The organism is Crenobacter sp. CS_VA4 (assembly GCF_055597485.1).
In genome coordinates, this window is sequence record NZ_JBVMAE010000007.1 from 116056 (window position 1) to 129371 (window position 13316).

Here is a 13316-nt window from a genome sequence, read left to right on the forward strand (position 1 = left end):
AGCAGAAAGCTATGTGACCTTCAGCAGGGCGTCGAGGAAGCCGAACGCGTCGCGATAGATCGTCTCGATCGCCGGCACGGTCAACGGCAGCGCGATGTACATCGCGATGAAACCGACCAGCAAGGTCAGCGGGAAACCGAAGGTGAAGATGTTGAACTGCGGCGCGGCGCGGGTCATCACGCCGATCGCAAGGTTGGTCACCAAGAGCGCGCCGACCACCGGCAAGGCCAGCCACAGCCCCCAGCCGATCATCTGCCCGCCCCATTCGGCCAAGGTCTTGAAGTCGGTCAGCGGCAGCGCGGTGCCGATCGGCATCGAGCGGAAGCTGTCGAGCAGCGTCTCGATCACGAGCCGGTGACCGTCGAAGGATAGGAACAACAGGAAGGTGAACGTCGACAGCAGCCGCGACACCGCCGGCACCGACGCGAAGTGCAGCGGATCGAAGAAACTCGCGAAGCCGAGCCCCATCTGCGTCGCCATCAGCGAGCCGGCGATCTCCACCGCGGTGATCACGATGCGCATCACGAAGCCGATGGTCACGCCGATCAGCAGTTGCTGGAACACGATCAGGATGCCTTCGGCCGACACCAGCGGCACCGCCGGCAACGGCGGCAGCAGCGGCGCCAACAGCAGCGTCAGCATCAGCGCGAAGCCCGCCTTGAAACGGCGTGGGATCGATTTCGAGGCAAACAGCGGATCGGCGACGAACAGGCCGATGATGCGGGCGAACGGCCAGACGAACACGCTGACCAGCGCGTTGATCTGCCCGTCGGTAATCGTGACGACCGCCATCAGCCGACCACGTGTGGAATGCTCTGGAACAGCCGGGTGGTGTAATCGGTGAGCGTGTTGAGAATCCACGGCCCGGCCAGCACCAGCACCAGAAACATCGCCAGCAGCTTCGGGATGAAGGTCAGCGTCATCTCGTTGATCTGCGTCGCCGCCTGCAGAATGCTCACCAACAGGCCGACCAGCAGCGACACGCCGAGCACCGGTGCCGATACCAGGATCATTACGTAGAGCGCGTTCTGCACGATATTGATGACGACTTCCGGACCCATCCTTACTCCTCGTGCGCCGTTGCCGGCGCCTTTCTCATTAGCCAATTGTCGATCGTAACGCCGTTGCGCTCCACCCGATTGGCGCGCAGCAGCCGGTAACCGGCGCGCTCGAACACCGGCCGGGCGGCGTGGCTGGCCCAGGCGGTGAAGTTCTCGACGCCGACGGCGCGGGCCTCGGCCTCGAGCGCGGCGATCATCCGCGCCGCCAGCCCCTGCCCGGCACACTCGGGCGCGACGAACAGCATGTCGAACTCGCCGTCGTGACAAAGCCAGGCAAAGCCGGCCAGCCGCCCGTCGTCGGCGAGCGCCTTGCAGCCCCAGGCGCGGCCGAGCCGCTCGGCCCAGCCGGCGCGCCAGGCCGGGGACATCTCGCCCGGTGGCGCCCAGGCGGCGCACTGCTCGGCGCTGTAGAAGCGGCCGGCGAGACCGTGCACGCTCGCCACGAACAGCGCGTGACAGGCCGGGATATCGGCCTCGGTCAGCCCCGTCAGTTGGAAGTTCATCCGGTATAGAAGCTCTGCACCAGCGAGCCCATCAGCAGCGTCCAGCCATCGACCAACACGAACAGCATGATCTTAAACGGCAGCGAGATGATCACCGGCGACACCATCATCATGCCCATCGCCATCAGAATACTCGCCACCACCAGGTCGATGATCAGGAACGGGATGAACACCATGAAACCGATCTGGAACGCGGTCTTCAACTCGCTGACCACGAAGGCCGGGATCAGCGTCTTGATCGACACGTCGGCCGGGGTGGCCGGCTTCGCCGACTGCGACACCTCGATGAAGAACTGCAGGTCCTTCTCGCGGGTCTGCTTGAGCATGAACTCCTTCATCGGCCCGCTGCCGGCGTCGAGCGCCTGCTGGAAGCTGATCTTGTCTTCGGAGAACGGCACCCAGGCCTTGCTGTAGACCTGGTCGAGCGTCGGGCCCATCACGAAGATGGTTAAAAACAACGCCAAGCCGACCAGTACCTGGTTGGGCGGCGACTGGCCGGTGCCGAGCGCCTGGCGCAGCAAGGAGAGCACGATCACGATGCGGGTGAACGCCGTCATCATCAGCAGCATCGACGGGATGAAACCGAGCGCGGTCATGAACAGCAGCATCTGCAGGCTGAGCGAGTACTGCTGCCCGCCTCCGCTGGCTGGAGTGCTCGACAGCAGCGGCAGACCGGCCGCTTCGGCCAAGCCGGCCGCGCTCAACAGCGCGCCGGCGACAAACAGGGAACGGAGCTTCACTTCGGGGAACCGGTATCAAACGAATCGGCCGACGGGCGGCGACTGGCGGCGAGCGCCGATTTCAGGAGACGGGCAAACGGCGGCTCGCTGCCGCCGGCGGCCGGCGGCAGGCCGGCCGGGCGCGGTTCGCGCGCCAACAGCGTGACCTGCTGGCCGGTCACGCCGAGTACCAGCCAATCGCCGGCGAACTCGACGATCACCACCCGCTCGCGCGAGCCGACCATCACGCCGCTGACCACCTTCAGGTGCTGCGCTACGCCGAACGCCCCACCCTGCAGCCGACGCACCGCCCAGGCCAACGCCAGGATCGCGCCGACCACCAGCGCCAGCGCCAGCACCACCTGCACCACGCCCATAACGGGCGACGGCAGCTGAGGGGCTGCCGTCGCTGCCGCGCGGGCCATGCTGCAAAGCAACAGACCCACGACCAGAAGGCCGAACCGCGGCACTATTTCTGCAGCCGGCGAATCCGCTCGGCCGGCGTGATGATGTCGGTCAGGCGGATGCCGAACTTGTCGTTCACCACCACCACCTCACCCTGCGCGATCAAGCAGCCGTTGACCAGCACGTCCATCGGCTCACCGGCCAGACCATCGAGCTCGACCACCGAGCCCTGCGCCAATTGCAGCAGGTTGCGGATCGCGATCTTGGTGCGGCCGAGTTCGACGGTGATCTGCACCGGGATATCGAGAATCATGTCGAGATTCTGCGACGCGTTGCCGCCAGTGATCGAACCGCTCGCTTGACCGAAATCCTGGAACAGGTTGGTAGCCGGCGCCACCTGCGGCTTGGCCGCCTCGGCGACTGGCTCGCTTTCCTCCTGTTCGGCCAACGCGGCCGCCCAGTCGTCTAGCGTGCTCGATTCACTGGCGGCGCTCGGCGCGGCGAAATCGTCGGGCAGCTCGACCGCCGCCGTGGTCTCCTGCTCGGCTAGCGCGGCCGACCAGTCGTCCATCGAAATCGCGTCGGCGTCAGCCTGTGCGGATGCCTGCTCGCCGGCGGCCTGGTCTTCCATTTTCAGCAAATCTTCATCAGCCACGGCTGTTGTCTCCCATGCCCAGCTCGCCCATCTCCAGGGCGCTGGCAAGAATGTTTTCTACCTTGAGCGCCATGCGCCCGTTCAGCATGCCGTAACGGCACTCCAGCACCGGGATGCCGGATACGTCGGCGACGATGGTCTCCGGAATGTCCAGCGTGACCACATCGCCTTCCTTGAGATTCAAGATCTGGCTGAGCGTTACCTCGGCGTGCGCCAACGTCGCCACCAATTCCACCTCGGCCGCCTGCACCTGATGCTTCATCAGGTTGACCCAGCGGTTGTCCACCTCGGTACGGTCGGCCTGCATCGTACTCGACAGCACGTCGCGCAGCGGCTCGATCATCGAATACGGCAGGCAGACATGGAAGTCGCCGCCGCCCGCGCCGAGCTCGATGTGGAAGGTCATCGCCACCACCACCTCGGTCGGCGTGGCGATGTTGGCGAACTGGGTGTTCATCTCCGAGCGCACGTAGTGGAAGTCGAGCGGATAGACCGGCTGCCACGCCTTCTTGTACTCGGTGAACACCACGTCGAGCAGCCGCTGGATGATGCGCTGCTCGGTCGGTGTGAAGTCGCGCCCCTCGACCCGCACGTGATAGCGGCCGTCCGAGCCGAACAGGTTGTCGACCACCAGGAACACCAGGTCCGGGTCGAAGATGAACAGACCGGTGCCGCGCAGCGGCTTGACCTGCACCAGGTTCAGGTTGGTCGGCACCACCAGGTTGCGGATGAACTCGCTGTACTTTTGCACGCGCACCGGGCCGACCGAAATCTCGGTGTTGCGGCGCATGAAGTTGAACAGGCCGATGCGCAGGTTGCGGGCGAAGCGTTCGTTCAGGATTTCGAGCGACGGCATCCGGCCGCGTACGATCCGTTCCTGACGACCGATGTCGTAGTTGCGGATGCCGGCCCGGTCGCTGGCGCTTTCGCTTGCCGCCTCTTCACCGGTCACGCCGCGCAGCAGCGCGTCGACCTCTTCCTGGGAGAGGATATCGTCAGCCATGAATTACTGAGCCTGAATGATGAACGAGGTGAACAGCACGCTTTCCACCGGCTCTTCACCGCCGGCACCGTCCATCGATTCGTTGATGATCTTCTTGACCTGGGCCTTCAGCTTGACCTTGCCGTCCGGCGTCGACAGTTCCTCGCCGCCCTTCGACGACAACAACAGGATCAGCCCGCTGCGGATCTTCGGCATGTAGTCGACAAACACCTTCTGCGCGTCGGTGTTGGCCAGCTGCGCCTGCATTTCCACCTGCAGCAGCATGCCGTCCTTGCCGGCCAGGTTGACCACGAAGGTGTCCATCTTCTGGAAGATCGGCGGACCGCTCTTCGGTTTCTTCTGCTCGGCAGAAGCAACCGCCCCCTGCGCCGAGTTGCCGTTGATCAGCACGTAGGCCAAGCCGCCGATCGCGCCGATCAAGAGGACCAGCAGCGCGATCACCACGATCATCAGCTTCTGACTCCCTCCCGACTTGCCCGCCTCTTTCAGGTTTCTTTTCTCATCTGCCATTGCCATGTTGTCTTATCGTCCGAGCAAAAGGTATTGATCATTTAATCGGTTATTTTCGACATTTCATTACAAATGAAATGGCAAAAAATTCTGCTTACGCAAACGTGCTCAGAATGCCGCGCGCCGCCTTGATCGTCGCGAGCGCTTCGGGCTCGTCGGTGGCACCGTCATCCTGGCGCCGGCCACGCTGCTGCTGCGAGAACGCCTGGCGCTGGTCACCGGATTGGCCACTCGACACCTGAGCGTCGGACAGCTGGATGCCGTTGCCGGCCAGCATCGACGCCAGTCGCGGCAAGCTGTTTTCCACCGCCTCGCGCGCCTGCGGCGTCACCGTGTTAAACACCACCTGCGCCTGGTTCTGCTCGATCTTCAGCGAGACCTCGATCGGGCCGAGGTGGGACGGGTTGAGCGAGATATGCGCCTGGTCCGACTTCAGATTGACCATCGTCATCAGCTGCTGGCCCATCGCCTGCGACCAGTTGCTGTCCGAGAGGTGCTCGCGAATCGTCAGCGGCAACGCCTGCGGTGCGCTGACGACCATCACCGGCGGCGCCCCGGCCGGCTGGGCCAGCGCGACGGCTTCGGCCAACAGCGGATGGGCATTGGCCGGCGTGCCGGCAGCAGCCGACTCGTTCAACGCCGGCTGGAACAGCTCCAGCGCCTTGTCGGCCTTCTTGCCCGTCGCCTCACCGGTCACCAACGGCTGCAATTGGCCATTCTGCACAGGCTCTGCCTTTGAAGCGTTTAAGGCGGCAACTTGGGGGGTGACCTCTTTACCAGCGGTCCCCAGTGCGGCGTCAGCCAGCGGCAGGTTCGCACCGGGCAGCGTCGCCGCGAGCGGCTCGGCCTTGGCCGTTCCGGCCGGCGCGGCGGCCTGCAATTGCACCGCCTGCTGCACCATCACCGGCGGCACGAACACCGGCATCGCCAGCAAGGTGGCCGGATCCACCGCGGCGGCGGCGGTCTTACCGGCCTCGCCGTCGGCCGCCTCGTGGCTCGCCCCCTTGCCGTCGGCCAGTGCCGCGTCCAATTTCCCGCCCTGTGCCTTGCCCGGCAGCGCGGTAACGGCACTCAGTTGGCTGCCCAGCAGCGCGGCAAACAGGTCGTTCGGCGTATCGTTGACGACGCTGGCGGCGCCGCTGGGCGCAGCCGGCACGGCGGTCGAGGCTTGTACACGGATCGTCATGATTATTCTTTCACGTTGAGTGACGGACTATCCCATGCAGATAGAGGGCCAATTATCGACTAAGACGCTTCGCCCTGGGAGACATTCTGTCGATCCCAGAATTGTCGGGTCGCAAATTCGTCCGATACTTTCTGCTGGCGCCGGCCTTCGGCCAACTGCCATAACGCTCTTTCTCGTTCCAACAACTTCTCGAAGGCCTTTTCGCGCTTCCTAGCATCCTGCCAACCTTGCCGCTCCAGCAAGAAGCGCTGCATCGCCCGGTCGACCTCGCCCTGCTGAGTGTCGACCGCCTCGTTGAGTCGCAACAGGAAGCGCTGGAAGTCCTGCCACAGCACCGGCGCGATACCCTGCGCACCTTGTGTCAGGCTGCGGTTGCGGTATTCCTCGCGAAAACCGCCGAGCTGGCGCAGCCGCTCTTCCGCTGCCTGCAGCCGACCCTGTGCCAGACGCATCCGTTCGGCGGCGGCCTGCTGGTTCTCAGCGGCCAGTCTCAACAGCAGCGCGTACTGGCTCTTGAACATTCGTCTTCCTCAGGCCGTCAATGCAGCACTGCGGCCAACTGCTCCAGGCTAGCGACGTAATCGTGCGCCTCGTGCATCGCCTGGTTCAGGAAACCGGCCATCGGTAGCTGGCGGCGCATCGCCTCGTCCAGCACCGGATCGGAACCGGGCACATAGGCGCCGACGCTGATCAGATCGCGGCTGCGCTGGTAGCGCGAGTACAGCTGCTTGAAGTGCCGCGCCAGGCCGGTCTGCTCGGGCGTCACCACGTCGACCATCACCCGGCTGATCGACTGTTCGATGTCGATGGCCGGATAGTGGCCGGCTTCGGCCAACTGCCGCGACAGCACGAAGTGGCCGTCGAGGATCGCCCGCGCCGAATCGGCAATCGGGTCCTGCTGGTCGTCGCCCTCCGACAACACCGTGTAGAAGGCGGTGATCGAACCGCCGCCCTCTTGCGCGTTACCGGCGCGTTCGATCAATTGCGGCAGCTTGGCGAATACCGATGGGGGGTAGCCGCGCGTTACCGGCGGCTCGCCGATCGCCAAAGCGATCTCGCGTTGCGCCATCGCGTAACGGGTCACCGAATCCATCAGCAGCAACACCTGCTTGCCCTCGGCACGGAAGTGCTCGGCCAACGCGGTCGCGTAAGCGGCACCGTGCAGGCGCATCAGCGGCGGCATGTCGGCCGGCGCGGCGACCACCACCGAGCGCGCCCGGCCTTCGGCACCGAGGATGTTCTCGATGAAGTCCTTCACCTCGCGACCGCGCTCGCCGATCAGCCCGACCACCACCACGTCGGCCTTGGTAAAACGCGCCATCATGCCGAGCAAGACCGATTTACCGACACCGGAGCCGGCAAACAGACCGAGACGCTGACCGCGACCGACCGTCAGCAAGCCGTTGATCGCCTTCACGCCGACGTCGAGCACATCCTCGACCGGCGCGCGGTCGAGCGGATTCATCGGCGCGGCGTACAGCGGCGCGTAGGCATTCGGGTGAATCGGACCCTGTTCGTCGAGCGGCCGGCCCAACGAGTCGAGCACTCGGCCGAGCAAGTTGTCACCGACCGGCACCATTCGACCGCTTTGTGCGCTGCGGCCGTGTTCAGCCAGCCGTTGGCCGAAGCGCGGCGGATGGTCGCTCGCCACCGGCACCACCGGGATGCCCGGCACCAGCCCGTAAACATTGGAGAGCGGCATCAGGAACACCTTGTCGCCGGCAAAACCGACCACCTCGGCATCGACCCGCTGCGCCTCCGACAGCAGCACCTGGCAGGCGCTGCCGACCGGCAACTTGAGACCGGTCGCCTCCATCACCATGCCGGTGACCCGGGTCAGCCGGCCGCTCGCCTGCCACAGCGGCGCCCGCCGCGCCGCCTCGGCGCAGTCGGCCAGATACTGGCGCTGCCGCTCAATCAGCCCGCTCATCCACCAACTCCCGCGAAGTCAGACCCAGCGCGGCGGCCAGCGCCTCGCGACGTCGTGTCAGCGTCAGATCCAGCCGCGCACCGTCCGAATCGATCAGGCAGCCTCCGCGTTCGATCGCCGGGTCTTCCACCCACTGCCAAACGGTCTGCGGCGCCTCGCGCTCGAGGAAGCGGCGCACCACCGCCAGGTCGTCCGGATTGACGCGCAAGCGCGCCGCCTTCAGGTTCGGTGGCAAGGCCAGCAGCGCGTCGCGCAACAACGGTTCGAGCACGGCCGGCCGGCTCGCCACTTCGCTGCCGACCAGCTTGCCGGCCAGCAGCAAGGCCAGCTGCAACAGGTCGTCGGCCAGCACCGGCTCGAAGCGGGCGATCTCGCCCTCCAGCGAGTCCGCCAGCTGTGCGAGCGGCGCCCAGGCGTCGGCGAACTGCTGGTGCACGGCGGCCATTCCGGCGTCGCGGCCGGCCGCCTCGCCGGCCTGCTGCCCGGTCGTCAGGCCAGCGGCATGACCGGCGTCGTAGCCGGTCTGCCAGGCCTCTTGATGGATCGCGTCCAGCTCGGCCGCCGTCGGGTAGCTCAGCGCCGGCTCGATCACTGCCTCGACCGACGACGCCACCTCGGCTTGCACCTCGGCAGGTTCGGCCACGACCGCCGGCGCGTCCGGCAGAGCCGGCTCCGCGACGGTCGGCGTGACTGGACGGACGTTCAGATCGGCGAACTGCCAGGGCGACCAGGCCGATGCCGGCAAGGCCGCGCCACTGAGGACGGCGTTACTCGACGAGGCCTTCATCACCACCCTTGCCGCCTAGCACGATCTGACCCTCGTCGGCGAGCTTGCGCACGATCTTGAGGATTTCCTTCTGCTCGGCCTCGACTTCGGCCAGCTTGACCGGGCCCTTGGCCTCCAGGTCGTCGCGCAGCATCTCGGCGGCGCGCTGCGACATATTCTTGAAGATCTTCTCGCGCAGACTGGCGCTGGTGCCCTTCAGCGCGATCACCAGCGAGTCGGACTGCACCTCGCGCAGGATGATCTGGATCGAACGGTCGTCGATATCGAGCAGGTTCTCGAACACGAACATCTTGTCCTGGATGCGCAGCGCCAGTTCCGGGTCGTATTCGCGGATATAGTTAAGCGCCGACACCTCGACGTTCGAGCCCATGAAGTTGAGGATTTCGGCGGTGAGCCCCACGCCACCGGCCGCGCTCTTCTTGATGCGGTCGGAGCCGGACAGCAGCTGGGTCAGCACATCGTTGAGCTCGCGGATCGCGGTCGGCTGCACGCCTTCCAGCGTCGCGGTACGGATCAGCACCTCGTTGCGCAGGCGCTCCGGGAAGCACTGCAGGATGCCGCTCGACATGTCCGGCTCGAGGTGCACCAGGATGGTCGCGATGATCTGCGGGTGCTCGTTGCGGATCAGGTCGGCCGCCGACGACGGGTCCATCCACTTCAGGCTCTCGATGCCGCTGTTGTCGGCGCCCTGCATGATCTTGTCGAGCAGATTGCCTGCCTTGTCGGCGCCGAGCGCCTCGGTCAGCACATTGCGCAGGTATTCGTCCGATGCGCCGATGCTGGCGCGCTGCGCACACTGATCGCGGAATAGGTTGACCGCGCTGTCGACCTCGTCGTGATTGACGTTGTTGATCGCGGCCATCGCAAGCGACAGCTTCTGCACCTCTTTCGGGCCGAGGTACTTGAACACTTCCACCGCCTGGGCCTGGCCCAGGCTGAACAGCAATACCGCGCTGCGACGGATACCGGCATCACTCATCGGCGCTGATCCATTCCTTGATTACCTGGGCCGCCATGCGCGGATCGGCCTTCACCAGCTCACGGGCGTGTTCGAGGTTGCTGGCGTACTGGCGCCGCATCACCTCGCGACCGTCGACGCTGCCGGCGGCGGTCGTGCCCTCCTCGTCGTCGACCACGGCCAGCAGCGAACCGGCGGGGCCTTCGCCGGCCATCATCGGGCCGCCAGCCCCGGCCAGCGCCGGTTCCAGCGCGGCCGGACGGACCACGTCGCGCATGATCGGCCGGATCACGCCGAAGATCAGGTAGAGCAGCGCCAGGCCGAGCAGACCGTACTTGGCCAGTTCCCAGACGTTGGCCGACATGAAGTCGATCACTTTTTCCCGCATCGTGGCCGGGCCTTCGACACCGGCGAACGCCGCGTTCACCACGTTCAGGCTGTCGCCGCGATCCTGACTATAGCCGATCGCCTGACGAGCCAGATTATTGATCTGCTCGACCTCCTTGGCGGTCAGCGCGGTCGGCTTCAGCTCACCGTTACGATCCGGCAGCAGCCGGTAGTTGACCACCACCGCGGCCGACAGGCGCTTGACGTTGCCCTTGGGCTGCTTGACGTGCTGGATGGTCTTGTCGACTTCGTAATTGGTGGTGATCTCACGATCCAGCGTGCCGGTGGCGCCCATCGGCTGGCCGGACAACGTCACCGAACCAGGTGCGGTGCCCGGCGGCAGCGAGATCGGTGCCGACGCGGCGGACGGCGGCTGATTGCTCAGCGCTCCGGGCACGCCACCCGGCAGCGGCGCGCCGTTGGCGAGCTTTTCGACGATCTGCTGGCTGCGGGTCGCCGACGGGTTCGGCGACGAGTTAGGACGGAAGGTTTCCGAAGTCTGCTCGACTTCGGAGAAATCGATCTGCGCGGTCACCTGGGCGCGCACATTGCCCTTGCCGAAGATCGGCTCGAGGATCGCTTCGATCCGCTTAGTGTAGTCGCCCTCCAGGTCGCGCACGAAGGTGCGCTGGCGCTGGTCGAGACCGGAGGCGTTGTTGAGATCGGGCAGGCTGGACAGCAGGTTGCCGTCCTGATCGACCACGGTGACGTTCTTCGGCGACAGCCCCGGCACCGAGCTCGACACCAAATGGAGGATGCCGGCGACTTGCGCCGCGTCGAGCATCCGCCCTGGGTAGAGGTCGAGCAGTACCGACGCGGTCGGCGGCTGGGCATCACGCACGAACACGCTCTGCTTCGGGATTGCCAGGTGCACCCGGGCCGCCTTGACCGACGACACCGATTCGATGGTGCGGCCCAGTTCGCCCTCGATCGAGCGTTGGTAGTTCACCTGCTCGGCAAACTGGCTGATACCGAACTTCTGGTTATCCATCAGCTCGAAACCGACGCCGCCCGCTTTGGGCAGCCCCTGGCTCGCCAGTTTCAACCGAACGTCATAGACCTTATCCGCCGGCACCGAAATGACACCGCCGTCACCGAGCTGGTAGGGAATGTTCTGCTGTTGGAGCACCGACGTGATCTGGCCGCCGTCGCGATCCGACAGATTGGCGAACAGTACCTTGTAGGACGGTGTGCGGTTGAGCAGCGCCACCCCGATCACGACCGACACGATGGCCGCCACGGCACCGGCAAACAACAGCTTGCGGCTCAGCGGCAATGCCTTAAAGCGGTCAACCACCCGATTGACCTGGCTCCGCCATGCAGGCGTAGCATTCTCGACCTGATCTGACATTCTGATGAATTTGTAATTATTTAGTTTCGGCAACACACACCCGTAGGGATACACCCATACCCCATGGTGAGACCACTAAGCTTATGCCACTTGCTTAGCCGGAAGGTATAATACACGCTGGTTGTAAATTTTGTGATTATTTTAAACGACAACCTGCATAATTATTTTTCAGACCTGGGTATTTATGATTTCCTGATACGCCGACACCAGCTTGTTACGTGCCTGCACCATCGTCTGGAACGACAGGCTGGCCTTTTGCATCGCCACCATCACGTCCTGCAGGTTAACCCCCTCATCGCCCAGCTCGAAGCGCTTCTGCAGGTCTTCAGAGGTCTTCTGCGCCGAGTTGACCTGATCCAGTGTCGACTTGAGCACGTCGGAGAACTCGACTTGCGGCGTTTCGGCGGCGGCTACCGGCTTACCGGCCGCCAGCGCCGTGCTGGCGCGCAGCTCGGAGAGCAGCATATCGATGTTCTGTGTCGTCATTGCACTTCCCCAATCCATTCGGCCGCCGGGAACCCGGCCGCCTCTTCATCACGATATCGCGCCAATTTGTAACGCAGCGTCCGCTCGCTCATCCCCAAGCGTTCGGCCGCCAACCTTTTGACTCCGCCGGCCGCGGCCAGCGTGTCGAGAATGTGTCGCTTCTCCAACGATTTGATGTCCAGCGCCGCATTTTCCGTCGCGCTCCCGGCCAGCACCGGCGGCGCCACCGCGGGCTCCGGTGTTGACGGCGGGTCGAGCAGCAGATCGGCGGCAAGAATTTCCGAGCCGGTGGCAAGAATCACCGCCCGCTGAATGACATTTTCAAGCTCGCGGATATTGCCTTGCCAGCCATGGGCTGTCAAACAACGTTCCGCGTCGGCCGAAAAGGCCAGCGAGCCCCGTCCCGCGTCGGTCTCGTATCGCTTAAGCACACTACGTGCCAAAGGCATGATGTCTTCGCGCCGTTCGGCCAATGCCGGCACGCTCAGCGGGAACACATTGAGCCGAAAATACAGGTCTTCGCGGAACCGCCCGGCCGCCACTTCAGCCGGCATGTCGCGGTTAGTGGTTGCCAGCACGCGGATGTCGAGCTTGATGATGCGCGCCCCACCGACCCGCTCGATCTCGCGCTCCTGCAGCACCCTCAACAGTTTAGCCTGCAATGCCAACGGCATCTCACTAATTTCGTCCAATAATAGCGAACCGCCCTGCGCTTGCTCGAATTTTCCGGGCTGCGAGGCGCTGGCACCGGTAAAAGCCCCCTTCTCGTGGCCGAATAGCGTCGATTCGAGCAGATTGTCGGGGATCGCCGCGCAGTTGATCGCGATGAACGGCCCAGCCGCGCGCGCCGAATGGCGATGAATGAACCGCGCCAGCACCTCCTTGCCGGTGCCGCTCGGACCGCCGATCAACACGGTGGCATCGGACTGTGCCACCCGTTCGGCCAGGGTGAACAGCTGGCGCATGCACGGCGCGACCGCCACCACCGCGTCGCCGCTCGGCGCACCGCGCAAGCGATACTTTTCCACCTCGGCGATCAGTTGCACCGGCTCGAACGGCTTCAGCAGATAGTGCGAGGCGCCGGCGCGCAGCAGCTCGATCGCCCGCTCGATCACGCCGTAGGCGGTCATCAGGATGAACGGCAGGCCGGGATGGCGACGGCGCACCTCGTCGAACAAGGCATAGCCGTCCATCGGCGCCATCTGCGCGTCGGAGATCACCAGGCCGACCGGCTCGGCGGCGAGGCAGCGCAACGCCGCTTCGCCGTCGGCCGCTTCACGCACCGGGTAGCCGGACAGGGTCAGCGTGTCGACCAGCGCCTCGCGCAGGTCGGCATCGTCTTCCACCACCAGAATGGGCAAGGAATTCATCACGG

At 64.9% G+C, this 13316-nt stretch carries 16 protein-coding genes; all 16 read right to left on the bottom strand.

What is annotated here, in order from left to right:
- Window positions 1-9: 9 nt before the first annotated feature.
- Window positions 10-792, bottom strand: coding sequence for a flagellar biosynthetic protein FliR (fliR, locus tag ACZ2IA_RS08810; RefSeq protein WP_470292202.1), 783 nt, complete (start codon window positions 790-792; stop codon window positions 10-12).
- Window positions 792-1061, bottom strand: coding sequence for a flagellar biosynthesis protein FliQ (gene fliQ / locus ACZ2IA_RS08815; RefSeq protein ID WP_470292203.1), 270 nt, complete (start codon window positions 1059-1061; stop codon window positions 792-794). The genes fliR and fliQ overlap by 1 nt, the downstream gene beginning before the upstream one ends.
- A 2-nt stretch (window positions 1062-1063) precedes the next feature.
- Window positions 1064-1564, bottom strand: coding sequence for a GNAT family N-acetyltransferase (locus ACZ2IA_RS08820; RefSeq protein ID WP_470292204.1), 501 nt, complete (start codon window positions 1562-1564; stop codon window positions 1064-1066).
- Window positions 1561-2304, bottom strand: a complete 744-nt coding sequence (gene fliP / locus ACZ2IA_RS08825; protein ID WP_470292205.1) for a flagellar type III secretion system pore protein FliP — start codon at window positions 2302-2304, stop codon at window positions 1561-1563. Before fliP ends, ACZ2IA_RS08820 begins: the two co-directional genes overlap by 4 nt.
- Window positions 2301-2708: a flagellar biosynthetic protein FliO gene (fliO, locus tag ACZ2IA_RS08830; RefSeq protein WP_470292206.1), complete on the bottom strand. Its 408-nt coding sequence runs from the start codon at window positions 2706-2708 to the stop codon at window positions 2301-2303. The genes fliP and fliO overlap by 4 nt, the downstream gene beginning before the upstream one ends.
- A gap of 44 nt (window positions 2709-2752) precedes the next feature.
- Window positions 2753-3259: a flagellar motor switch protein FliN gene (gene fliN / locus ACZ2IA_RS08835; protein ID WP_470292289.1), complete on the bottom strand. Its 507-nt coding sequence runs from the start codon at window positions 3257-3259 to the stop codon at window positions 2753-2755.
- Window positions 3260-3335: 76 nt separating this feature from the next.
- A complete protein-coding gene (gene fliM, locus ACZ2IA_RS08840) occupies window positions 3336-4346 on the bottom strand; it encodes a flagellar motor switch protein FliM (RefSeq protein ID WP_470292207.1) in 1011 nt (336 codons plus the stop codon).
- 3 nt (window positions 4347-4349) lie between these two features.
- Complete coding sequence (locus ACZ2IA_RS08845) at window positions 4350-4856, bottom strand: flagellar basal body-associated FliL family protein (RefSeq protein ID WP_470292208.1); 507 nt, start codon at window positions 4854-4856, stop codon at window positions 4350-4352.
- Between the two features lie 94 nt (window positions 4857-4950).
- Window positions 4951-6042, bottom strand: a complete 1092-nt coding sequence (locus ACZ2IA_RS08850; protein ID WP_470292209.1) for a flagellar hook-length control protein FliK — start codon at window positions 6040-6042, stop codon at window positions 4951-4953.
- Window positions 6043-6101: 59 nt separating this feature from the next.
- Window positions 6102-6563, bottom strand: a complete 462-nt coding sequence (gene fliJ, locus ACZ2IA_RS08855) for a flagellar export protein FliJ (protein WP_470292210.1) — start codon at window positions 6561-6563, stop codon at window positions 6102-6104.
- A gap of 17 nt (window positions 6564-6580) precedes the next feature.
- A complete protein-coding gene (gene fliI, locus ACZ2IA_RS08860) occupies window positions 6581-7972 on the bottom strand; it encodes a flagellar protein export ATPase FliI (protein ID WP_470292211.1) in 1392 nt (463 codons plus the stop codon).
- Complete coding sequence (locus ACZ2IA_RS08865; protein ID WP_470292290.1) at window positions 7956-8759, bottom strand: FliH/SctL family protein; 804 nt, start codon at window positions 8757-8759, stop codon at window positions 7956-7958. Before ACZ2IA_RS08865 ends, fliI begins: the two co-directional genes overlap by 17 nt.
- Complete coding sequence (gene fliG / locus ACZ2IA_RS08870) at window positions 8740-9738, bottom strand: flagellar motor switch protein FliG (RefSeq protein WP_470292212.1); 999 nt, start codon at window positions 9736-9738, stop codon at window positions 8740-8742. Before fliG ends, ACZ2IA_RS08865 begins: the two co-directional genes overlap by 20 nt.
- Entirely contained in the window at window positions 9731-11401 is a 1671-nt protein-coding gene (gene fliF / locus ACZ2IA_RS08875; RefSeq protein ID WP_470292213.1) for a flagellar basal-body MS-ring/collar protein FliF, read from the bottom strand. The genes fliG and fliF overlap by 8 nt, the downstream gene beginning before the upstream one ends.
- 222 nt (window positions 11402-11623) lie before the next feature.
- A complete protein-coding gene (fliE, locus tag ACZ2IA_RS08880) occupies window positions 11624-11941 on the bottom strand; it encodes a flagellar hook-basal body complex protein FliE (RefSeq protein ID WP_470292214.1) in 318 nt (105 codons plus the stop codon).
- Entirely contained in the window at window positions 11938-13311 is a 1374-nt protein-coding gene (locus ACZ2IA_RS08885) for a sigma-54-dependent transcriptional regulator (RefSeq protein WP_470292291.1), read from the bottom strand. Before ACZ2IA_RS08885 ends, fliE begins: the two co-directional genes overlap by 4 nt.
- Window positions 13312-13316: the final 5 nt, after the last annotated feature.

Excerpts from the sequence above, each read along its gene's own strand:
- ACZ2IA_RS08885 (WP_470292291.1), bottom strand. The coding sequence starts at position 13,311 with ATGAATTCCTTGCCCATTCTGGTGGTGGAAGACGATGCCGACCTGCGC.
- ACZ2IA_RS08845 (WP_470292208.1), bottom strand. The coding sequence starts at position 4,856 with ATGGCAGATGAGAAAAGAAACCTGAAAGAGGCGGGCAAGTCGGGAGGG.
- fliM (WP_470292207.1), bottom strand. The coding sequence starts at position 4,346 with ATGGCTGACGATATCCTCTCCCAGGAAGAGGTCGACGCGCTGCTGCGC.
- fliO (WP_470292206.1), bottom strand. The coding sequence starts at position 2,708 with ATGGCCCGCGCGGCAGCGACGGCAGCCCCTCAGCTGCCGTCGCCCGTT.
- fliE (WP_470292214.1), bottom strand. The coding sequence starts at position 11,941 with ATGACGACACAGAACATCGATATGCTGCTCTCCGAGCTGCGCGCCAGC.
- fliQ (WP_470292203.1), bottom strand. The coding sequence starts at position 1,061 with ATGGGTCCGGAAGTCGTCATCAATATCGTGCAGAACGCGCTCTACGTA.
- ACZ2IA_RS08865 (WP_470292290.1), bottom strand. The coding sequence starts at position 8,759 with ATGAAGGCCTCGTCGAGTAACGCCGTCCTCAGTGGCGCGGCCTTGCCG.
- fliG (WP_470292212.1), bottom strand. The coding sequence starts at position 9,738 with ATGAGTGATGCCGGTATCCGTCGCAGCGCGGTATTGCTGTTCAGCCTG.
- ACZ2IA_RS08850 (WP_470292209.1), bottom strand. The coding sequence starts at position 6,042 with ATGACGATCCGTGTACAAGCCTCGACCGCCGTGCCGGCTGCGCCCAGC.
- ACZ2IA_RS08820 (WP_470292204.1), bottom strand. The coding sequence starts at position 1,564 with ATGAACTTCCAACTGACGGGGCTGACCGAGGCCGATATCCCGGCCTGT.
- fliR (WP_470292202.1), bottom strand. The coding sequence starts at position 792 with ATGGCGGTCGTCACGATTACCGACGGGCAGATCAACGCGCTGGTCAGC.
- fliN (WP_470292289.1), bottom strand. The coding sequence starts at position 3,259 with ATGGACGACTGGTCGGCCGCGCTAGCCGAGCAGGAGACCACGGCGGCG.
- fliJ (WP_470292210.1), bottom strand. The coding sequence starts at position 6,563 with ATGTTCAAGAGCCAGTACGCGCTGCTGTTGAGACTGGCCGCTGAGAAC.
- fliI (WP_470292211.1), bottom strand. The coding sequence starts at position 7,972 with ATGAGCGGGCTGATTGAGCGGCAGCGCCAGTATCTGGCCGACTGCGCC.